Below are 23271 nucleotides of genomic sequence, written 5' to 3' on the forward strand. Positions count from 1 at the left end.
TCCGCGCCTTTGCGTCGGTTTACTGCTCTAATGCTCAATCACTCACGCACTTTACGGCGCAATTTCAATTGTAAATTGGTGCGAGGAATACAGCTACAGGCCAAAATTTTATCCCCGCGTACGGCTGAGTTGGTCAGCGCAGTCACTTCACCCGACAACAGCGTAACACGGCATGTGCCACACAGTCCTGCGCGGCATGATGACGGAATAGGCACATTGTGTGCTTCCAGCTGATCGAGCAGGGTGTGATGATTGTTGCCGGTAAACGCGATATCTCCGCTGGCAATTCCGTGGGTTTCGATTAACACCGAATGCAGCGGTTCCAGACGCTCTTCGTGTGTATGCGCCGGTAGTGGATGGGCATTATCCGGATAAACGCGCGGCTCTGCGGTTTCCAGCACTTCGACCGGCATATCTAAACGCACCAAACCTTGATTACGGGCAATCAGGTTTTGGCCAAAATCGACATCATTACCGTAGCGGCGAAATTGGGTCAGCGTATGCAGCGGCTCGCGTTGGTTATGTAGCGTACCATCGGCCGGATTCACCGTCGTTAGAATGCAACGGCCACAGGGTTGGACCACATCAAAAATCACCTCGCCAATGCGGATCACCTTCCAGCTATCTTCAGCAAATGGCTCAGTATCGCGCACCACCAAATTCGGGCGGAACTGGCGCATTGTAAGAGGCTGTGAGCAGCGCTGCTGTAAAGCGTCAAGGGAGGCAGCAGAAATCAGCAGTAGCGGATAACCATCGGCATACGAGAGCGGTTGCTCGGCGTGACCTTCCACCCGTCGTTCGGAATGAAAGCCGGTCCAGCGCAAACAAAGTGTGCGTCCGAGTTTCTCACTCAACCACAGATTCACCGTCTCTGGCGCTACCAATGAGGCGAAATGGTTTCCCCACACTTCGGAAGGGGCTCGCTGGGTAAAATCGCGATAAAATACCGCGATACTGTCGCCATCCGGACTATGAATCACCACGCCATCAGGTAACAGCGCCGTCTGGAACAACACCAATTGCGGCATCTCACGCGCGGTCACAAAGCGCCCATCGGGATCGGCCAGCATCATCATGCGATCAAACGCCAAGCCACTTTCCACCACTTGGGCACTGGATACCTCAATGCCGCGGGTGGATTTGATGGGGTGTACATAAATCTCAGACAGCGAAGGTTTCATTACAGAGATCCTTTCCGGGTTAAAGAGTCTGCGCAAAATTAAGGTGTTACCGGTTTGATTAAAATACTGACTGGCGCAGTGATGACCGCCTGTATCATCCGGATGCTAGGCAGTGTATGCAAGCACGCGCAACGCGAAAAGAGCGCTTTCACACGCGGCAACAGAACACACAGAACAGAAACATCAGTGCGTGATGTTAGGCTCGGTTATGTTGGTTTGTGTGTTTAAAAGGCACAGCTTGTTGGTTTAGATTATTTTTCTTTAACGAAAGAACAAAATAATATAATAAAAAAGCAGACCTAAAGTCTGCTTTTTTGAATGACACAGGAAAGCCGCCGATTATTTAATCAGCTCAGCTTCTGTCGAGGGGACAATGATATTGGTTGCATGACAACCTTTGGGGCCGCGGTGCATTTCGAATTGCACCTCTTGTCCTGCTTTAAGCGTACGATAGCCATCCATTTGGATGATGGAATAGTGGGCGAAGATATCGTCACCACCATTGCTCGGACAGATGAAACCAAATCCCTTGGCATTGTTGAACCACTTAACAGTACCCGTTTCCATACCTCTACATCCCTCGAGTGATACCATACAGACATACCCGTGATGTAAAACAACAAATTCGGCCATCAGAGACAAAAAGCCACTGATTGGTCGAAATATACACACCACTTAGCGATACACTCTAGTAGAATTGATCGTAACGTCAAGGCGACAAAGGTCGCATTGAGGATGTCTTCACTAAAATTTCACCGAAATTAACATTTCATTCGCATCCGATGACCGTAAAGACTACGATAGAGTTATGAGTAATTTAGACTGGATTGGAATTGATGAGCTCGTCAGGGACGAAGAAAAAACAACGGTTAAGCCACCGTCTATGTATAAGGTTGTACTGAACAACGATGACTATACCCCGATGGATTTTGTTATCGAAGTGTTGGCTAAGTTCTTCAGCTTGGACATAGAGAAGGCGACACAATTAATGTTGACTGTGCACTATCAGGGTAAAGCAATTTGTGGCATTTTTACTGCTGAGGTAGCAGAGACAAAAGTTGTGCAAGTTAATCAGTATGCCCGTGAGCACGACCATCCATTGCTGTGTTCAATGGAAAAAGCCTGACACCGGAAAACTGAAAAGTTAACTGCTGTTAGCCATGCTCCCGGCATCTATCTCGGCGTCTAGGGGAGGTGCCTATGCTCAATAAAGAACTTGAATTAAGTCTGAACCTCGCATTTGCCAAAGCGCGTGAGCAACGGCATGAGTTCATGACCGTCGAGCACCTTTTGCTCGCACTGATTGATAACAGTTCAGCCCGTGAGGCATTGGAAGCCTGCTCCGTCAATCTGGATATGCTGCGTAACGATCTGTCGGTGTTTATCGAACAGACCACACCACTCATTGCCGAAGAAGACAGTGAGCGTGAAACGCAGCCGACCTTAAGTTTTCAACGAGTACTGCAGCGTGCGGTTTTCCACGTGCAGTCTTCCGGTCGTAGTGAAGTCTCCGGCGCTAATGTGCTGGTGGCTATCTTTAGCGAACAAGAATCTCAGGCCGCTTACCTGCTCAAAAAATACGATGTCAGCCGTCTGGATGTCGTGAACTTCATTTCGCACGGCATTCGTAAAGAAGCACCTAATCAAAGCAATTCCACCGGTAGCAGCAGTGCACCGGGCAATGCTGCGTCGGCCGCCAATTCTGGCGAAGAGGGCGAAGAGCGTCTGGAAAGCTTTGCCACTAACTTAAACCAGCTGGCCCGTGTCGGTGGTATTGATCCGCTGATTGGCCGCGATAAAGAGCTGGAGCGTACCGTTCAGGTATTGTGCCGTCGTCGTAAAAATAACCCGCTGCTGGTTGGTGAGGCTGGGGTGGGTAAAACAGCGATTGCCGAAGGTCTGGCCTGGCGGATAGTGGAAGGCGATGTACCGGAAATCATGCTCAACTGCGTGATTTACTCACTGGATATTGGCTCGTTGTTGGCGGGTACCAAATACCGTGGTGATTTTGAAAAACGCTTTAAAACCATCTTGCGTCAACTGGAGCGGGAAGAGAACGCCATCCTGTTTATCGATGAAATTCATACCATCATCGGTGCTGGGGCGGCCTCGGGTGGACAAGTGGATGCCGCGAACCTGATTAAACCGCTGCTCTCGGGTGGTAAGATTCGGGTGATGGGCTCTACCACGTATCAGGAATTTTCGAATATCTTCGAAAAAGACCGTGCTCTGGCGCGTCGCTTCCAGAAGATTGATGTGATTGAGCCGTCAGTAGACGAAACCACGAAGATCCTGATGGGCTTGAAGCCAAAATATGAAGCGCACCACGATGTTCGCTATACCAGCAAAGCGATCCGTGCTGCGGTGGAGCTGTCCGCTAAGTACATCAATGAGCGCCATTTGCCGGATAAGGCGATTGACGTGATTGACGAAGCCGGTGCTCGTTGCCGTTTAGCTCCAGCCGGCAAACGCAAGAAAACCGTTAACGTCAGCGACATTGAATCGGTAGTGGCGCGTATTGCCCGCATTCCAGAAAAATCAGTCTCTTCCAGTGATCGCGATATTCTGCGCTCGTTGGATGACAAGCTGAAAATGCTGGTCTTTGGTCAAGATAAAGCCATTGAAGTGCTGACTGAAGCCATCAAGATGAGCCGTGCAGGGCTGTCACAAGATAACAAACCGGTGGGTTCATTCTTGTTTGCCGGCCCAACTGGGGTGGGTAAAACCGAAGTTACCGTACAGCTGGCGCGCGCCATGGGGATTGAGCTGCTGCGCTTTGATATGTCCGAATACATGGAGCGTCACACTGTCAGCCGCCTGATTGGTGCGCCTCCAGGTTATGTCGGCTTTGATCAGGGCGGTTTGCTAACCGATGCGGTGATCAAGCATCCTCATTCGGTGGTTTTGCTGGATGAAATCGAAAAAGCGCACCCTGATGTCTTTAACCTGCTGTTGCAGGTGATGGATAACGGTACGCTGACCGACAACAATGGCCGTAAAGCGGATTTTCGTAACGTCGTGTTGGTGATGACCACCAACGCCGGTGTGCAGGAAACGCAGCGCAAATCCATTGGCTTCAAGCAGCAGGACAACAGCATCGATGCCTTGGGCGAAATCAAGAAGGTGTTCTCGCCAGAGTTCCGTAACCGTCTGGACAACATCATCTGGTTTAACCATCTGACACCGGAGATCATTCATCAGGTGGTCGACAAGTTCATCGTGCAGCTGCAAGCACAGTTGGATGCTAAAGGCGTCTCGATGGAGGTCAGCGCCGAAGCCCGCAACTGGTTGGCAGAGAAAGGTTATGATCAGGCGATGGGCGCACGTCCTATGAGTCGTGTGATTCAGGATAACCTGAAAAAACCACTGGCGAACGAACTGCTGTTCGGTTCACTGACGCACGGTGGCGTGGTGAAAGTCGGGGTGGATACAGAAGGCAATGTGCTGACTTATCAGTTTAGCAGTGCCAGTACTCGCCGCGAAGAAGAGGGCATGGTGCATTAATCATTACAAAGATTAATCACGTGATCGGCTCTTGTGCAGGAGCAAGAGCCAACGTCAAGACATAAAAAAACCCGGAGCAATCCGGGTTTTTTTATAACCGCGATTAGCGACTACGGAATACGATACGGCCTTTGCTCAGGTCGTAAGGAGTCATTTCCACGGTCACTTTATCGCCAGTCAGAATACGGATGTAGTTTTTGCGCATTTTGCCGGAGATGTGGGCAGTCACAACGTGACCGTTTTCCAGTTCTACACGAAACATGGTGTTTGGCAGCGTGTCCAGCACGGTACCTTGCATTTCAATGCTGTCTTCTTTAGACATCTATTCCTCGTTAAGGCTTACAACCTGAATAATAACCGGCAGATAATGCCGAAAAACGTCGATAGTGTAAAGGCAACAGGGCATTAAAGCTGGTTAAAACTCAGCATTCATTGACCCACTGCCAACCTGTCTGGGTTAATTCCTGTGCCGGACGGAAGCGTTTTTTATAAGACATCGCCCTGCAGGCATCAACTTGATAACCGGGATAGACCCAGCGTTTTCCACTCTGTTTTGACCATTCCAGCTGTTTCATCAGCATCGCAACACCCGGTGAGTGGGCGCTCAGATCCGGATCAAAAAAGGTATAGCAGGCACTGAGTGCATCAGGTAATACATCTGTCACTGCTACCGCGACCAGACGATCCTCCAGATACATACAAAGATAAGCCACATCGAGCCACTGACATTCCGCAAAGGATTCAAACTGCGCTTTATCCGGCGGATACATACTGCCGCCAGCGTGACGGGCACTGATGTACCTGGCATACAGAGCGAAAAACTCAGGCGGTAGTTTATCATAAATTCGCCACGAGGCCGCACTCCAATATTTCATTGCCCGTTTTTGTGAACGGGAAGGGCTGAACTGTAGCGTACTGATCCGCAGGGATTTACACGCCGAACACGCCGGACAGTGTGGTCGATACAACGATTGTCCATTGCGCCGAAATCCGGCGGTCAACAATTGGCTGTAACCGTCAGGCGTTAGCCACTGCTCATCGAAGATAACGCCGACTTGCTCGGTCTCTGCCGGCAGATAGCTGCAGGTGCTCGGCGGGCTGAGCCACAACTGGATACAATGTGAAGTCTGTGATTCGGGCATAGTGTTTGTCTTGATTCAAAAGGTCGCTGCACGTGCGGCATTAATCGGGCGTTCGGCTCTGAATATCGCCAGATGGCATTGGCGGTTTTCCGTTACGCGATTCAAAACGGTAGGCCAATTCACGCGGCTGCCAGAAAGAGGCCGGTAATGACTGTGTCTGATGTTCGACTAAAATTCGCTGAAAATCGCTACGTGGCAGACTCACGGCGCCCAGCGAGGCCAAATGGGGATTCATCACCTGACAATCAATTAGCGTGCCACCAGCCTGATAAAAGGCCTGATTAAACGTGAGTAACGCCGTTTTGGAGGCGTTATCCTGTAACGAAAACATCGATTCGCCACAAAATACCTGCCCGATCGCCACCCCATACAATCCCCCCACCAACGTATCGCCTTGCCAGACTTCGATGGAATGTGCGATGCCTAAGTGATGCAGGCGCACATAAGCGGCCTGAATTTGATCTGAGATCCACGTTTCGCCGCTGCGTACATCCGCACAGTGGTGAATGACATCACTAAAGGCGCGATTTACGGTGACGCGAAACGGTGATTTTTTCAGCCACTTGCGCATACTGCGATTGGGTTGCAGCTGTGCGGGAAAAAATACCGCGCGTGGATCGGGCGACCACCAGAGTATAGGTTCGCCGGGGTTAAACCATGGGAAAATGCCATGGCGATAGGCATTCAGTAAGCGCTCGACACTCAGATCGCCACCAAAGGCAAGCAAGCCGTTCGGATCGGTGAGCGCCGAATCGATGGGCGGAAAATCTGTATTCTCAGCAGAAAGTGCATGCAGCCACATGGTGCTTCTCTGTTACCACACTGAAATTGTTAACCTAACTGGAACGTCTTACCAAACAAGCGGTTAACCGGCGCTATAAAATAAAAGCGCCGTTGTTTAGCGTAAGAGCGCGACGCGGTAAATTTCCCCACTACTATGAACAGATATGACCAGACTCATGTATGGCCAGACCCATGACCAAGCCATAGCAAAACCGTAGCAAGAATGATTGCAAAACGGCAGTGGGGATCGCAAGTTACAGGCGTTGGTGCAGCTGATAATAACGCCCTTGTTGGGTCATCAGTTCGCTGTGGCTACCTTGCTCGATGATTTGGCCTTCTTCCATCACGCAGATCCGGTCATATTGATCCAGTCCGCTTAGACGGTGGGTAACGGCAATCACCGATTTACCGCGGCTATGCGTTTCTAGCAGCGCTAAGATCTTATGCTCAGTATCGGCATCAAGCCCTTCTGTTGGCTCATCGAGCAGCATCAGGGGCGCGTTGTGCAGCAAGGCGCGGGCAATGCCTAAACGGCGCTGTTCACCACCAGACAGAGGACGACCGCCGTCACCCAGCCACATATCCAGCCCTTCACCGTCCAGTAAGGTGTCGAGGCCAACATCACGCAGCACATCACTTAAGTGCGCGTCACTGGCGCGTGGGTCGCCCAGCAGTAAGTTTTGGCGCAGGGTAGCGCTAAAAATGTGTACGCGCTGTGAGACCACTGAAATTGCTTGGCGCAGTTGGCTTTCCGGTAACAAACGGATATCGGTGTCACCTAACGCAATAGAGCCATGCTGCGGGTCATAGGCGCGCGTCAGCAAATTGAGCAAGGTCGACTTACCACAGCCGGTTTTTCCCAGCAGAGCGATCCGCTCACCCGCAGCAAGATGCAAACTGACATCGCGCAGAACCGGTTGGTCTGGCGTATAACCGAAAGTGACATGCTGGATATTCAGTTGCAGCGCCGGATTGGCAGCTGTTTCACCCGCACAGGCTTTATCTTCTGGCTCAGTTACAAACTGCACTGGCGGCGTTTGTGAAATCACATCTTGCACGCGCTCCGCTGAGGCCATGACTTGTCCCAAATGCAAGAAGGCAGAGGCTACCGGAGCCAGTGCTTCGAAAGCCGCTAAGGTGACGAACACAAACAGCGCCAGTAATGCTCCCGGATGCGGATTGCCACCGACATGATCGGCGGCTAGCCACAGCATCAGAACGGCGGTTAGGCCGGACGCCAGTACCACCAAACTTTGTGACCACGCAGCAAGCGAGGCTTCTTGTGCCTGACGCTGCTGCCATTGACGCTCGGTCGCATCCAGTTGCTCACGAACACGGCGCAGGGCGCCGAATAACACCAGCTCCGCATTGGCTTGCAACCATTCCACCAGTTGCACCCGATAGCGGCTGCGCTGCGCGGTAATATCGCGTCCGATCGGTTTACCGGCATGGTAGAAAATCACCGGCAGGATCAGCAGCAAGGCCAGCATAATGCCACCCAAGGTCAGCGCCAGACGGGTATCCAGCAACGAGAGCAGCAAAGTGGTACTGCCGATCACCACCAAGGCGGAGAGCAAGGGAGAGATCAGTCGCAAATAGATGTGATCGAGGGTATCGACATCCGCCACCAAGCGGTTTAACAGCTCGGTACGACGAAAACGCGCCAGACCACCCGGTGACAGCGGGATCAAACGGCTAAAGCAGAACACCCGCAGACGCGTTAGAACACGAAACGTGGCATCGTGCGAGACTACACGCTCAAAGTAGCGGGTCGCGGTACGGCCAATGGCCAAGCCACGCACCCCGCCCGCAGGCAGCATATAGTTGAAAGTTTTAGCGGCGATAGTCATCCCCGCTAGCGCAGAGGCAGCAAGGAACCAGCCAGACAACGCCAACAGGCCGATACTGGCACCTAGTGCCAGTATCGACAAGAGGATGCCGAGGGTCATGCGGATCCAGTGACGGCGGTATAAAACAAGAAATGGCAGTAATACACGCACGGTCAAATCTCCTGATTACGGTTGGCTAGCATGGCGGCAAAAGGGCCATCGCTACTGCTCAGCGTGGCAAAATCACCTTGCTGAACCAGCTTGCCATGATCCATCAGCCAGATTTGATGGCAATTGCGCACATCCTCCAGCCGGTGGGTGATCATAAAGGTGGTGCGCCCTTGGGCGGCGTGCGACAGCGCTTGCATTACCAACTGCTCACTGCGTGCATCCAGACTGGCAGTTGGTTCATCCAGCAGCAAAAATTCGCCACCACGCAGTAGCGCACGCGCCACGGCAATCCGCTGCGCTTGACCGACAGATAATCCTGCACCTTCATCGCTGACTGGGGTATCCAGCCCTTGCGGCAGACGGGCGATAAACTCATCCGCGTGCGCCGATGCGGCGGCGCGCTGAACCTCGGCCTCTGATGCGTGTGGTGCGCCGAGCAGAATATTGTCGCGAATCGTCCCTTGCAGCAGACGCGGATTTTGTCCGACCCATGCCAGATGGTCGCGCCAGCTTTGCGGATCAAGCTCGCTTAGTTCTTGGCCGTTAACCTTGAGTGAACCGCGATAGGGCAGAAAGCCCAGCAGCACATTCATCAGTGACGTTTTCCCTGCGCCACTGCGCCCTACGAGCGCAATCTGTTCGCCAGCTAAAATCCGAAAATCGAGCGGACCGGCCAACACCGTTCCTTGTGGCGAGAGGATCTCCAGATTTTGTGCCCAGATATGCGGCATATCGGATGCGTGCTCGGCGCTTGGCTGGCTGTTTTCATGCGCTGAACCATCTGCACGCGCTTGGTACGGTTTATCTCCCTGGGCGGGTGTTTGCGCTTCTGCTGACAGGAAATCGACCAGTGTTTCGGCTGCGCCAACCGCTTGGGCTTTAGCATGATAGAAGGTGCCTAAGTCACGCAGCGGTTGGAAAAACTCTGGAGCTAAGATCAGGACCAGAAAACCGGCAAACAGGGTGATGCCCTGACTGTAATGGCCAAAGTTCAGCTCACCCAGATAGGAAAAACCAAAGTACACGGCAACAATGGCAATGGAAACGGAGGTAAAGAACTCCAGCACGGCCGAGGACAGGAAGGCCATGTACAGCACTTCCATGGTGCGCTCACGAAAATCCTCCGCATCATGGCGGATATGATTGACTTCTGCGTTTGCGCGGTTGAATAAACGCAGCGTTTCCAAACCGCGTAAGCGATCTAAAAACGAGCCACTCAGGCGAGCCAGTGCTTGAAAGTTACGCCGGTTAGCATCGGCGGCGCCCATCCCAACCAGTGCCATGAAAAATGGGATCAGTGGGGCAGTGACCAACAAAATCACCCCTGCCGCCCAGTTAATGGGGAAGACCACGCACAGCACGATCAGCGGGATAAACACGGCCAGATACATTTGCGGCAAATAGCGCGCAAAGAAATCCTGCATGTTTTCCACTTGCTCCAGCACCATGCTGGCCCAACTGCCAGCGGGTTTGCCGTTGATCCACGCTGGCCCCAGTTTTTCCAACCGGTCAAGTACCAGTGAGCGAATTTGGCGACGCACTTCCATCCCGCAGTAAAAGGCGCAGCGTTCGCGCAAGCGCGTGATGATCGCGCGTAGTACCACGGTGCCAACCAGCATCAGGAAATAGCGGGTCAGAGAGTCGCGCGGTTGTTGCAAGATAATCAGGTCATTAAGTAAAACGGCCAGTAACCAGGCCTGTAATGCGATGAGTAATCCGGAAACCACACCCAGCAGCATGGTCAGGCTTTGCCAGCGGCGTGCCAATTTACTCTGCTGCTTTAGCCAGCGAGTCAGCTCGCGTTGTTTGTTTTTATCCATGATGTGTGCAGTGTCTTAACCTACGGGGTTCTGGCTCATGACGTGTCTACTTTGATGACTGGGTGGGTTTGACTCACCACACCGGCGTCGTATCAAAGTGTTATTGCTAAGCTTTGGGGTAAAAGCTCGCACGCCAAAAACGCAAAACCGAAAAACAACCTCTGCAAAAGACGAGATCCAATGCACCGGCCGTAAATACATAAACGGGAGCAAACTGCTCCCGTTTGCAGGAGGCGTATTCGTTATTTGAACTTAATGCGCAATGGTGTATGTGCTACACAGCATGTGTACACATGCATTACATATGCGCATAGTGAGCACAAATAGCGCACCAATTATTTGGTTAACGCATCCAGATAACGCTCTGCATCCAGCGCCGCCATACAGCCGGTACCGGCAGAGGTGATGGCTTGACGATAAATGTGATCCATCACGTCACCGGCAGCGAACACGCCCGGAATGCTGGTTTGGGTGGCGTTACCTTCGGTGCCTGATTGCACTTTGATGTAACCGCCATTTAGCTCCAGCTGACCTTGGAAGATCTCGGTGTTCGGGCTGTGCCCAATGGCGATAAACACCCCGTTGACTGCCAGATCGTCGGTACTGTTGTTATCCACGTGACGCAGACGCACGCCGGTGACACCCATGTCATCACCCAGCACTTCATCTAGCGTGCATTGGGTGTGCAGCACGATGTTGCCGTTGGCTACTTTGTCCATCAGGCGTGAGATCAGGATTTTTTCCGCCCGGAAGCTATCACGACGGTGGATCAGGTGTACTTCAGCCGCGATGTTAGACAAGTACAGCGCTTCTTCTACCGCGCTGTTACCGCCACCCACTACCGCCACTTTCTGGTTGCGATAGAAGAAACCATCACAGGTTGCACAGGCAGATACGCCACGGCCTTTGAACGCCTCTTCGGATGGCAGACCCAGATAGCGAGCTGAAGCACCGGTTGCGATGATCAGCGCATCACAGGTGTACTCAGTGCTGTCACCGTACAAACGCAGTGGCTTAGATTGCAGGTCAACCTTATTAATGTGGTCGAAAATAATTTCGGTGTTGAATTTCTCGGCATGATCACGCATGCGATCCATCAGGCCTGGGCCAGTCAAATCGCTGGCATCACCTGGCCAGTTTTCCACTTCGGTGGTGGTTGTCAGCTGGCCACCTTGCTGCATGCCAGTCACCAGCACAGGATTCAGGTTAGCGCGAGCGGCATACACAGCCGCGGTATAACCGGCTGGGCCTGAACCAAGAATCAGTAATTTGCAATGTTTTGTCGATGTCATTGTTATTCTCCACGTACGACAGGTGTATGCCCGATTGTAGGTAAATTGGATACGCAAAAACAGCAAAAAAGCGTGGCAAAAAAACAAATGTGTCAGCTACGCTTCGCCACTGGGCGAAACCCAGAGCGAAGCATCACGAGGGAAGGGCAAATCAGCGCTGTTACGCGCGTGCGGCATTGAGGATTTGACTCAGTGGGGTAAAGCTACGCTCTTGGCTACGCGCCACCGGCTCAGAAATCAATTGGCCACGGTACACACTCAAACCGTTGGCCAGATGTGGATTAGCGCGCATGGCCGCGATGGCTCCTTGATTAGCCAATGCCTGCACGAAAGGTAGCGTGGCATTACACAGCGCTTGGGTTGCAGTTCGGGCAACCGCTCCCGGCATGTTGGCTACACAATAATGAATAATGCCTTCTTCGGTATACAGAGGTTCGGCATGCGTGGTCGGGCGTGAAGTAGCAAAGCAGCCGCCTTGGTCAATGGCGACATCTACCAGCACCGAACCGCGCTTCATCAGACGCAAATCTTCGCGTGATAACAGTTTGGGCGCGGTTGCGCCGGGGATTAGCACCGCGCCAATCACCAAATCCGCCTCTTGGATATGCGTCTGAATCAATTGGCTGGAAGGGATCAGCAGTTTCACGCGCCCAGCAAACTCGCTATCTAAACGGCGTAATGTTTGGATATTGTTATCAAACAGCGTGACATCAGCGCGTAGGCCACAGGCCATACGCGCGGCATTAGCACCCACCATGCCACCGCCAAAAATCACCACGCGACCGGGTTCGGTACCCGGAACGCCGCCTAATAACACCCCAGAGCCGCCTTGTGCCGTTTCTAGCGCATGCGCACCTGCTTGTACTGACATGCGCCCAGCAATTTCTGACATCGGTGCTAACAGGGGTAAACCACCGCTATTATCAGTAACGGTTTCGTAAGCGATGCAAATTGCATCGCTTTGCAATAAATCGTGCGTTTGCTCCAGATCGGGAGCCAGATGGAGATAGGTAAAAAGCAGTTGTCCGGGTCTGAGTTTGGTACGTTCTACTGTTTGTAGCTCTTTTACTTTGACAATCATCTCTGCATTTGCGAAAACATCATCTGAGGAAGAAACGATACATGCTCCCGCAGCAATGTAATCTTTATCGGTAAATCCGATATGAGTGCCAGCATGGGATTCAACAAGGACTTGGTGCCCGTCGGCAACCAGTGTTCTGACTCCCGCAGGGATCATGCCAACGCGATATTCATGGTTTTTGATTTCTTTCGGGATGCCGATAATCATCTGAAACCCTCATGGTTAATGGTGAATCAGGCGGTGTAATAACAGAAACGCTGGTTATGTTGCTAGTATATAACGAGTAGGTTGGCAGAGTGTTTCTTTTTTCGAGCTCAAGCAGCAATTAATTCACGCAAGGACGTAAACGGGTGGAACAAAATGGTAGAGAATAAAAAGCGGCCAAGCAAAGATCTCGACAGAATCGATCGTAATATTCTGAACGAGTTACAAAAGGACGGGCGTATCTCCAACGTTGAATTATCAAAGCGAGTGGGTCTGTCACCAACCCCGTGTCTTGAACGGGTTCGGCGTTTAGAGCGTCAGGGTTTTATTAATGGCTATACTGCATTATTGAACCCGCATTATTTGGATGCATCCCTGCTGGTGTTTGTGGAAATTACCCTGAACCGTGGGGCAGCCGATGTATTTGACCAGTTCAATGCGGCGGTACAAAAGCTAGAAGAGATTCAGGAATGCCATCTGGTATCCGGTGATTTCGACTACTTGCTGAAAACCCGTGTGCCAGATATGTCGGCATACCGTAAGCTGCTGGGGGAAACCCTGCTGCGTCTACCGGGCGTTAACGACACCCGAACTTATGTGGTAATGGAAGAGGTCAAACAGACTAACCGTCTGGTGATTAAAACCCGTTAAGCATGAGAGATGCAAAACAAATTCAGCTTGGTTAAAATACTGGTCATTCATCCAGACTGAAACGCTCGAGCGGCTTTTGCCGCTCGGCGTATTTTTGGTCTTTAGCTATTGCCTCCTGGAGAGACATACTTGAGCCAGGTACTTGTGGAAAAGAAAATCAGAAACAGTAAAAAACTGAGTGGATTGCACCGCATCATGGAAGCGATTCTGATTGTCGGTGTTGTGTTTGCGGTTTATATGATGGTGGCCCTGCTCAGCTTTGATCCCACAGATCCCAGCTGGTCTCAGGCCTCGTGGCATGATGCAGTCAAAAATATTACCGGCAGTGTCGGTGCATGGATTGCCGATGCGTTATTTTTATCTGTCGGAGCACTGGCCTATACCATACCTCCTATTTTAGTGATTGCGGCTTGGGTATTATTTCGCCGCCGCAGTGACGATGAACGCTTTGATTTTCTCAATTTGGCATTACGCCTGATTGGCGTCGTATTACTGATTGGCGCGTCCTGTGGATTAGCCGCGATCAGTGTCGATGATTTCTATTATTTCCCGTCCGGTGGTTTTATCGGTGCGGCCATCAGTGATTACACTGTCCCTTGGTTTTCCCGTATTGGCGCTACGCTGATTTTGCTGTGCGTGTGGGCGGCGGCGGTGACTCTGTTTACCGGTTTGTCATGGCTAACGTTGGCGGAAAATATTGGTTCAGCCATCTTAAATCCAGTGGCTTTTATTACCAATGGTGCGCGCAGTCGTAAGCAGCAAGCGGAAGACGAGGAGTTCGTTGCTGATGATGATGTTGACGATCTGCCGCCTGCGGATGAAGATGATATTTTGCTGGGTAAGCAAGAGCCGACAATACCGCCGATGCGTCCTCTTAGCGCTTATGATGATGAGAGCGAATTAGATGCGGCGCCGACTCCGAGCGGTAATCGTGCGGATAAAAGTCAGGCGGCAACGCCAGCAAACCAACCTCAGCACGCTCAGCCAGTGGCGGCTGCCGCTATTGCTGCTGGCGCGGCTACCGTAGCGCCGGCGGTGCAGGCTGCGGCAAGCAGTGCGATGACAAATGCACATGCTACAGCTCCGCACATTACAGCGACGAACACTACGCCTAACCATAGCGTGGCGCAGAATCTGGCTGCAAACAATGCACCTGCGGTGCATAGCTCTGTAATCCGTAAGCCAACGGTTTCTTTCTCGGCGGCGGATGATGAGCAGGGCAGTGACTATACGCCGGTATCGATGTTTACCGATGCTAGTAACAACGCGAATACGAATAGCGCCAATAATAGCGCGCCAGCGCATCATGCGGTGCATCAAGGCGTAAGCATCAATGCGAATTCTGAAATCAATTCTGCAGCGAGCCAAGACGCGAACGACGATAACTGGTTTGAACCGAAAATTGATTTCGCTGGTCTTGATGATTTGATCAAGCAAGAAGAGCCGGTTAATCCTCGGGCTGCAGAGTCAAGTTCTGCACCAGCGCATCAGTCTAACCAAGCTGCGGGAATGTCTACTTCGGCATTTTCACGCAAGCCGGGCAGCGTTGATGCAGCTTTTGACGTAGACGATGTGTTGCCGTCATTTGGCTCTGCGCTAGCAGATGATCCATTTATGCCAGCGTCTGGCTCGGCGTCTGCGGGTCTGCAAGCCGCCTCTCTGGCGGGGATGGTTGCTGCAGGTGCCGCTTCAGCTGCAACCTCTGCACCGGCAGCTGCGGCAACGGCGTCTGCTGTTGCTGGTGGAGCGACCGCGTTTGGTTTCGCTGATAGCGGTGCTAGCGATACTGAGACGCCTGCTGCGCGTCCGCAGGTGAAACCAAATGTGCCTGAAATGCCACGTCCGAATCCGGTGAAGATCCCGACCCGTCGCACGTTAGCATCGCTTGGCATTAAGTTGCCGTCTGAGCGTATGGCTGAGCAGCGTGAACGTGAGATGTTGGAGCAACGGGAGCGGGAGCAGGCCGAGCGTCAACGCGCGGAAGAGGCGTTGGCGAAAGAAAAATCCCTGATCCCTGGCGTAGAAATTCCTACTTTCTTTAATGCGTTGGAAGATGATACCTCGGCGTTTTCGTTCAGTGCTCGTGATGACGAGCCTCAGGTGAGCGTGCGTCCAGCCTCTGCTGCAGAGGAGTCTAATGCTGCAGGCGCGGCGAGCGAGATTTCGCCAGCCTTGTCTACTTCACCGGTCTCGCCAGCGGCGAATGCTGCGGCAAGCTCTTATGCAGCGCGTGGTGCACAAGTGGCCGAAGACGATGACGAAGATAGCCGTATGCCATCATTCTCAGCCATTCAAGATGATCGTGATGAATCGGCAGCAAACGAGCGATTTGCGGCTGACGCGCAAGCTGATGACGATGAGTCAGATGAAGACGCGCAGTTTAATGCTCGGTTACGCGCCGAATTTGAAGCACGTGAACAAGAGCGCCTGGCGCGTGCGGTGGAAGCGGTACGTCGTCCTTTGCAGACGGAAACCTCCGCGTTAGTGCGTCCACAGACAAGCCGTGAGCCTGTTGCGCCAACACATGCGACAAGCAATTCGATGACGCATACCGCGGCGCCGTTTACCTTTGAGCCGGTGCGTGAAGAGCCGACCATGGATGACTCGGTGAATGATGTGGCTGCTGGTGAGCCTGCTGCTGCACCACACGCTTTTGCATCAAAACCGTCGACATCGAGCGCATCGGCATTCATGCCGGCTACAGAGTCTGCGGCGGCTTTTACTCCGGCAGGGAAGGCTGAACCGGAGCAGGATGACGCAAACGACGAGGCAAACAGTGAACAGCAATTCCATGCCGCTGAAATTATGCGGATGCGCAAGCGCGCAGAGCAGGAGCACATGGCTTTTTTGCACCCGTTCCTGATGCCACAAGAAGATGTGATGCCAAAGCCGACTACACCGTTGCCGACGCTGGATCTGCTGGCTGAGCCACCGCGTAACAATATGCCGGTGAGCGAGCAAGAGCTGGAGATGACGGCGCGCTTGGTGGAAGCGCGTCTGAACGATTACCGCATCAAGGCTGATGTGGCCGAGATCTCTCCGGGGCCTGTGATCACGCGTTTTGAACTGGATCTGGCGCCGGGTGTGAAGGCGGCGCGCATCTCCAACCTGTCACGTGACTTGGCGCGAGCGCTGTCAACAACGGCGGTGCGGGTAGTGGAAGTTATTCCGGGTAAATCTTATGTGGGATTGGAGTTGCCGAATAAAGATCGCCAAACCGTTTACCTGCGCGAAGTGCTGGACTGCGACAAGTTCCGTCAAAGCGCATCACCACTGACCGTTGTGCTGGGTAAAGACATTGCTGGCGATCCGGTAATTGCCGATTTGGCGAAGATGCCGCACCTGCTGGTGGCGGGTACTACCGGTTCGGGTAAATCGGTCGGCGTGAACGCCATGATCTTAAGCATCTTGTATAAAGCGACGCCAGATGAGGTGCGCTTTATCATGATCGACCCGAAAATGCTGGAGCTGTCAGTCTACGAAGGTATCCCACATCTGTTGACCGAAGTGGTCACCGATATGAAAGATGCCGCCAATGCGCTGCGTTGGTGCGTGGGTGAGATGGAGCGTCGTTATAAACTGATGTCGCTGCTCGGCGTGCGTAATATCAGCGGCTATAACGATCGGGTGGTGGAAGCGGAGAAGATGGGCCAACCAATCCCTGATCCGTTGTGGCGTCCGGGCGATAGCATGGACCCAATGCCGCCAGCGCTGACCAAACTGCCCTACATCGTGGTGATGGTGGATGAGTTCGCCGACCTGATGATGGTGGCCGGTAAGAAGATTGAAGAGCTGATTGCGCGTTTGGCGCAAAAAGCACGCGCCGCGGGTATCCACTTGGTGCTGGCAACGCAGCGTCCGTCAGTGGATGTGATCACCGGTCTGATTAAGGCCAACATCCCAACCCGGATTGCGTTTACCGTATCCAGCAAAATTGACTCGCGCACCATTTTGGATCAAAGCGGTGCTGAAAGTCTGCTGGGGATGGGGGATATGCTCTATCTGCCGCCGAACTCATCTATCCCTGAGCGGGTGCATGGTGCTTTTGTACGCGATCAGGAAGTGCATGCGGTCGCCCAGGATTGGAAAGCGCGTGGTCGTCCACAGTATATCGATGCCATTTTGGCCGGCGATAGCAGTGAAGGCGGCAACGGCTACGACAATATGGATGAAGAGCTGGATGCCCTGTTTGATCAGGCGGTACAGTTCGTTACGGAAACGCGCCGTGGCTCTGTCTCTGGCGTACAGCGTAAATTCAAGATTGGCTACAACCGCGCGGCGCGGATCATCGAGCAGATGGAAGCGCAGGGGATTGTGAGTGCGCCGGGCCATAACGGTAACCGTGAAGTGCTGGCTCCGCCGCCAATCAGAGATTAAAACGTTAACGGTACATAGCGCGGCCAGTGCTAATACCTAGCCTTGATAAAATCGAGCGTAGGTAATAGAGCTGGCCGTTGCACAATTTCGCATCTCATGCGGCACACTAAATGCAAACTATACCCAAACAACGTGAAGTTGCAGGTAGGCGGCAAGTGAGTGAATCCCCATGAGCATAGGCAAACTATGTGATTGGGGTGAACGAACGTAGTCAACACCGCTGCAGCTTCAAGTAGGAAGGGTATACATGGTCTAAGTGTGCTAGCGATAAATGTTCAACATGATGATGCGCTATACGATTATGAGTGCGCAGTGCGTGCGTTAACCGACGTTTAAACGGTGACCGCTGACACTGGCCTTGATGGCAATGAAGGGAGTGACAATGAAAAAGTGGTTTATCACCTGCGGTATTGTTCTCGGCATGATGTCATCCACGGCATGGGCTGATGCCCGTTCTGATTTGCAGAGCCGACTGGGAAAAATTAATTCATTTAGCGCCTCGTTTGAACAGACTGTGACCGGTCCAAGCGGCGCGGCGATCCAACAAGGCGAAGGCAAACTGGCGGTGACACGCCCGAATCTGTTTCGTTGGGAAGCTAAAACGCCAGACGAAAGCCTGCTGGTGACTGACGGCAAAACCTTGTGGTTTTTCAATCCGTTTGTTGAACAAGTCACGATTAGTAATCTGAAAGACGCGACCAGCAATACACCGTTTGTCCTGCTGACGCGTAACAATCCTTCCGACTGGGCTAAATACAACATCACCCAGAAAGGCGATCAGTTCACGCTTAAGCCTATTAAGTCTGATGGCAACATGAAGCAGTTTGACCTGACTGTCACTCCGGCTGGAGTGATCAAAGGTTTCTCAGTGGTGGAAATGGATGGTCAAAAGAGCCAGACCGTTTTGAATCGCTTCTCTACATCGGCGGTGAGCAAGTCACAGTTTAGCTTTACTGTCCCGAAAGGGGTTGAGATTGACGATCAGCGTAACTGATAGGTCACCATTGCCGCGCTCCGAGTGATATGGCTTGGTTGTTCATTGGTTGTTGTCATAAACACTGTGAACAACATTGCGATCAACAACCTAGCGCGGCAAACCAGAGCTACAAATACTGGTGACAAGTAAAACGCGGAAAAGAATTCAGCAAATAAGGCTGCGTGGTGAGTAATTTATCTTTGGATTTTGCGGCAGATTTTCAGCCGCTGGCCGCACGGATGCGTCCGCAGACACTGGATCAGTATATTGGTCAGGCTCACCTGCTCGCGCCGGGAAAACCGTTGCGCCGTGCGGTGGAGGCCGGTCATCTGCACTCGATGATTCTGTGGGGGCCTCCGGGTACCGGAAAAACCACCTTGGCAGAAGTGATTGCGCGCTATGCCAATGCCGATGTCGAGCGCGTGTCGGCGGTAACATCGGGTATCAAAGAGATCCGTGAAGCGATTGAGCGTGCTCGGCAAAATCGCGATCGGGCGCGGCGTACTATCTTGTTCGTCGACGAAGTGCATCGCTTCAATAAAAGTCAGCAAGATGCGTTCTTGCCACATATCGAAGATGGCACGATCACGTTTATTGGTGCGACGACCGAAAACCCGTCTTTTGAACTCAATAACGCACTGCTATCTCGTGCGCGGGTTTATCTGCTCAAATCCCTCACCGAAAACGATATTCTGGCAGTGCTTGAACAAGCCATGCAGGATAACGTGCGCGGTTTAGGCGGCCAGAATATTGAACTGCCGCCTGACACGGCTTTAGCGTTGGCGCAGCTGGCGAACGGCGATGCGCGAATGTCCCTTAATTGCCTAGAGCTAATGGTGGATATGGCCGCCGAGCAACCGGACGGGCGCAAAATTCTGACTTCAGAGTTACTGCGCGAGGTTGCCGGTGAGCGCAGTGCGCGCTTTGATAATAAAGGCGACCGCTATTACGACCTGATTTCTGCCCTGCACAAATCCATTCGCGGCTCTTCTCCGGATGGTGCGCTCTATTGGTATGCCCGTATTTTGACTGCCGGTGGTGATCCGCTCTATGTCGCACGGCGTTTGTTGGCGATAGCTTCGGAAGATGTGGGCAATGCTGACCCGCGTGGGATGCAAGTGGCGATCGCCGCATGGGATTGCTTTACGCGTGTTGGACCGGCGGAAGGCGAGCGAGCCATTGCTCAGGCGATTGTGTATTTGGCCTGTGCGCCGAAGAGCAATGCAGTGTATACCGCATTCAAAGCGGCGTTAGAAGATGCGAAACAGCATCCAGATTACGATGTGCCAGACCATCTGCGCAATGCGCCAACGCGATTGATGAAAGAGATGGGGCTCGGCGCGGAATACCGTTATGCCCACGATGAACCGAATGCTTATGCAGCCGGAGAGAGTTATTTCCCTCCGCAATTGCAGGGTACGCGTTACTATCATCCGGTTGCGCGTGGGCTGGAGAGCAAGATTGCTGAAAAATTATCCTGGCTGACTCAGCAGGATCAAAATAGCCCGATAAAACGCTATCAGTAACTTAGCCTTTGCGTTAATGTGTGTAATATAGGGTGCAGGTCTGCACCTGTTAGTCTTTTAACAGTCTATAAATTTCTCTAAAACGATAAAAAGCGGGATAAAAATGCTCGATCCGAATCTGTTACGAAACGAGCTGGACGTGGTGGCCGAGAAGCTGGCCCGTCGCGGCTTCAAACTGGATGTTGATACACTCAATGCACTGGAAGAGAAACGTAAAGTTCTGCAGGTAAAAACAGAAAATCTGCAAGCTGAGCGTAATGCTCGTTCCAAAGCGATTGGTTTGGCTAAATCGCGTGGCGAAGATATTCAGCCATTGCTGGATGAAGTTGCTTCCATGGGAAGTGAGCTGGATGCAGCAAAGGTTGAGCTGGATCAGCTGCAGGAAGAGTTACGCGGTATTGCGCTGAGCATCCCGAACATTCCTTCAGATGAAGTCCCGACTGGTAAAGACGAAAACGATAATCAGGAAGTCCGCCGTTGGGGTACACCGCGTCAGTATGATTTTGACGTGCGTGACCACGTTGATCTGGGCGAAATGGCTGGCGGTATGGATTTCGCGGCTGCGGTTAAGCTGACCGGTGCACGTTTTGTGGTACTGAAAGGCCAAATCGCTAAGCTGCACCGTGCGCTGACCCAGTTCATGCTGGATCTGCACACCACCGAGCACGGTTATCTGGAAACCTACGTTCCTTATCTGGTGAACCAGGAAACCCTGTACGGTACTGGTCAGCTGCCGAAGTTTGGTAACGATCTGTTCCACACCAAGCCACTGGAAGAAGGCGACCCAACTTTTGCGCTGATCCCAACCGCAGAAGTGCCAGTGACCAACTTGGTTCGTGGTGAAATTCTGGAAGAAGAATCTCTGCCTCTGAAGATGACTGCGCACACGCCGTGCTTCCGCTCTGAAGCGGGCTCTTATGGCCGTGATACCCGTGGTCTGATTCGTATGCACCAGTTTGATAAAGTTGAGCTGGTTCAAATCGTGCGTCCAGAAGACTCCATGCAGGCGTTGGAAGAGCTGACCGGTCATGCTGAGAAAGTATTGCAGCTGCTGGGACTGCCATACCGTACCGTGCTGCTGTGTACTGGCGACATGGGCTTTGGCTCTCACAAAACTTACGATCTGGAAGTATGGCTGCCAGCGCAGAATACCTACCGTGAAATCTCCTCTTGCTCCAACATGGGTGATTTCCAAGCACGTCGTATGCAAGCGCGTTGCCGCTCTAAGACCGATAAGAAGCCACGTCTGGTTCACACCCTGAATGGCTCAGGTTTGGCAGTTGGCCGTACTCTGGTCGCGATTCTGGAAAACTATCAGCAAGCTGATGGCCGCATTGAGATCCCAGAAGTTCTGCGCAGCTACATGGGCGGTTTGACCCATATTGGTGGTTAATCCCACCATGCTGTATCGCCCAACATAGGGCGCAGTATCGAAATACTAAAAACCCGCTACGGCGGGTTTTTTTATGCCTACGTTTTATTTGTTCAGTTTGTAGTTTGCTCAGGGGCCAGCCAGTGAAAAGCTGCTGATAGCAGCTTATCGAGATGCTGCTATCCCCTTGCTAACCAGTGGCAAATTGTCAGAGCCTGACTACCCTTACCACATAGGCTCGGCAGTAAAATCGGACTGTGTCAGGCGCATTCATCGGCTTACACATTCTGGTGCGATAGCTGCGTTTAGCAATAGTCGCGTTTTGCGATAGGGGAAGCGAAGATGAATGATCCAGATTTCTTTCTAGGCACCGACAGCACCGTTCTGTGTGGTTTATTGCTGGCGTTGATGCTGCTGGCATCAGTGATTGGCTTTACGGTCGGGCGCTTGCGCCACAGTGAAGATGATACCAATGGTGCGACGGTGCAAATTGAATCTGCGCTATTTGGTCTGCTCGGGCTATTGCTGGCGTTTACGTTTGCAGCCGCGGCGAGCCGTAACGAAACGCGCAAAGAGCTGATGGTGGATGCCTCTAACGCCATTGGTACGGTCTATTTGCGTACGTTTCTCTACGAACCACAAACTGGAAGTACGCTGCGGGTGCATCTGAAAGACTATCTTGACCAGCGCATTGCGTATTATGACGTGCGCAGTGATATTGCTGCGATTCGGCAGGTATTAGCCAAAACCGATCAGCTACAAAATCAGTTGTGGGGGCAGGTGATGCAGGCATCACGTCAACAGGAGCATTATCTGGCATCGATGCAGATGATCCCGGCGATGAATGAGATGTTTGATTTGGCCAGCAGCCGCCTCTCGTATGATCGCACGCATATCCCCGATATTTTGCTGATAGTCCTCACTATTCAGGCTCTGGCGGCGGCATTTGCGAATGGCTATAACAGTTCAAAGAGTCGGCACTTTAACTTCTTTGCGTCGATTGGTTTTGCACTGCTCACGGTGATGGTGGTGTACCTGATTTTGGACTTGGATAGACCGCGGCGTGGCATCCTGAATTTAGATGTGCAGCAGCAACTGTTTACGGAGCTAAGGAGCAAAATGGATGCGGATGCCAAATTAGCTCTGCCTTTCTCAAAGCCGCAGTAACCTAAAAAATATGCTTACGCTCAAACTGTTGCAACGGTTTGCGGATGAGCAGCTTGAGGGTTGGGGTGTATTCATATCAGTAATGAGTGAGTCACTTCGGCAAGTATAGGTGGGCGGATATGCTACTGTATGAACTGGATAACAATACTGTATATCCATACAGAAAAATGTAAAATTAGGCTTGCAACGAAAGCG

The 23271-nt window shown here is 52.3% G+C and carries 17 protein-coding genes; 8 read left to right on the forward strand and 9 right to left on the reverse strand.

From position 1 onward, the window contains the following. Positions 1-38 precede the first annotated feature (38 nt). On the reverse strand, positions 39-1181 hold the full coding sequence (locus NCTC9997_RS06265) for a YcbX family protein (RefSeq protein ID WP_064977595.1): 1143 nt from the start codon (positions 1179-1181) through the stop codon (positions 39-41). A 339-nt stretch (positions 1182-1520) separates the two neighbouring features. After that, on the reverse strand, positions 1521-1748 hold the full coding sequence (cspD, locus tag NCTC9997_RS06270) for a cold shock domain-containing protein CspD (RefSeq protein ID WP_010861789.1): 228 nt from the start codon (positions 1746-1748) through the stop codon (positions 1521-1523). A 241-nt stretch (positions 1749-1989) separates the two neighbouring features. On the opposite strand from cspD, the gene clpS reads away from it, so the two are divergent. Then, entirely contained in the window at positions 1990-2307 is a 318-nt protein-coding gene (clpS, locus tag NCTC9997_RS06275; RefSeq protein WP_010861788.1) for an ATP-dependent Clp protease adapter ClpS, read from the forward strand. 74 nt (positions 2308-2381) lie between these two features. Then, positions 2382-4685, forward strand: a complete 2304-nt coding sequence (gene clpA, locus NCTC9997_RS06280) for an ATP-dependent Clp protease ATP-binding subunit ClpA (protein ID WP_039045327.1) — start codon at positions 2382-2384, stop codon at positions 4683-4685. Positions 4686-4788: 103 nt separating this feature from the next. Here clpA and infA read toward each other — a convergent pair whose 3' ends face one another. The 7 genes from infA to ald form a co-directional block, all read right to left on the reverse strand. Then, entirely contained in the window at positions 4789-5007 is a 219-nt protein-coding gene (gene infA / locus NCTC9997_RS06285; RefSeq protein ID WP_010861786.1) for a translation initiation factor IF-1, read from the reverse strand. A 100-nt stretch (positions 5008-5107) separates the two neighbouring features. After that, the gene (locus NCTC9997_RS06290) at positions 5108-5827 is read right to left on the reverse strand and encodes an arginyltransferase (protein WP_064977596.1); all 720 of its coding nucleotides are present in this window, start codon (positions 5825-5827) and stop codon (positions 5108-5110) included. Between the two features lie 40 nt (positions 5828-5867). Further along, positions 5868-6629 (reverse strand): leucyl/phenylalanyl-tRNA--protein transferase, encoded by a 762-nt coding sequence (gene aat, locus NCTC9997_RS06295; protein ID WP_064977597.1) that lies wholly within the window; start codon positions 6627-6629, stop codon positions 5868-5870. Positions 6630-6864: 235 nt separating this feature from the next. Further along, the gene (gene cydC / locus NCTC9997_RS06300; RefSeq protein WP_064977598.1) at positions 6865-8610 is read right to left on the reverse strand and encodes a heme ABC transporter ATP-binding protein/permease CydC; all 1746 of its coding nucleotides are present in this window, start codon (positions 8608-8610) and stop codon (positions 6865-6867) included. A 2-nt stretch (positions 8611-8612) separates the two neighbouring features. Then, entirely contained in the window at positions 8613-10430 is a 1818-nt protein-coding gene (gene cydD / locus NCTC9997_RS06305; protein ID WP_064977599.1) for a heme ABC transporter permease/ATP-binding protein CydD, read from the reverse strand. 335 nt (positions 10431-10765) lie between these two features. Then, a complete protein-coding gene (gene trxB / locus NCTC9997_RS06310; RefSeq protein WP_010861781.1) occupies positions 10766-11722 on the reverse strand; it encodes a thioredoxin-disulfide reductase in 957 nt (318 codons plus the stop codon). 160 nt (positions 11723-11882) lie between these two features. After that, positions 11883-13010: an alanine dehydrogenase gene (ald, locus tag NCTC9997_RS06315; RefSeq protein ID WP_064977600.1), complete on the reverse strand. Its 1128-nt coding sequence runs from the start codon at positions 13008-13010 to the stop codon at positions 11883-11885. Positions 13011-13163: 153 nt separating this feature from the next. Between ald and lrp the strand changes: the two genes are divergently transcribed. The 6 genes from lrp (at position 13164) to NCTC9997_RS06345 (ending at position 23076) form a co-directional block, all read left to right on the forward strand. Continuing rightward, positions 13164-13658: a leucine-responsive transcriptional regulator Lrp gene (gene lrp, locus NCTC9997_RS06320; RefSeq protein WP_010861779.1), complete on the forward strand. Its 495-nt coding sequence runs from the start codon at positions 13164-13166 to the stop codon at positions 13656-13658. 129 nt (positions 13659-13787) lie between these two features. Then, entirely contained in the window at positions 13788-18035 is a 4248-nt protein-coding gene (locus NCTC9997_RS15480; protein WP_064977601.1) for a DNA translocase FtsK 4TM domain-containing protein, read from the forward strand. 382 nt (positions 18036-18417) lie between these two features. Next, the gene (lolA, locus tag NCTC9997_RS06330; protein ID WP_039045320.1) at positions 18418-19029 is read left to right on the forward strand and encodes an outer membrane lipoprotein chaperone LolA; all 612 of its coding nucleotides are present in this window, start codon (positions 18418-18420) and stop codon (positions 19027-19029) included. 167 nt (positions 19030-19196) lie between these two features. Continuing rightward, complete coding sequence (locus tag NCTC9997_RS06335) at positions 19197-20537, forward strand: replication-associated recombination protein A (protein WP_039045319.1); 1341 nt, start codon at positions 19197-19199, stop codon at positions 20535-20537. A gap of 103 nt (positions 20538-20640) precedes the next feature. Beyond that, on the forward strand, positions 20641-21930 hold the full coding sequence (gene serS, locus NCTC9997_RS06340) for a serine--tRNA ligase (protein WP_039045318.1): 1290 nt from the start codon (positions 20641-20643) through the stop codon (positions 21928-21930). A gap of 321 nt (positions 21931-22251) precedes the next feature. Beyond that, positions 22252-23076 carry a bestrophin-like domain gene (locus tag NCTC9997_RS06345; protein WP_010861773.1) on the forward strand — a complete coding sequence of 275 codons (825 nt, stop codon included), beginning with the start codon at positions 22252-22254 and terminating at the stop codon, positions 23074-23076. Positions 23077-23271: the final 195 nt, after the last annotated feature.

The organism is Plesiomonas shigelloides (genome assembly GCF_900087055.1).
Lineage (GTDB): Bacteria > Pseudomonadota > Gammaproteobacteria > Enterobacterales > CAMTGL01 > Plesiomonas > Plesiomonas shigelloides.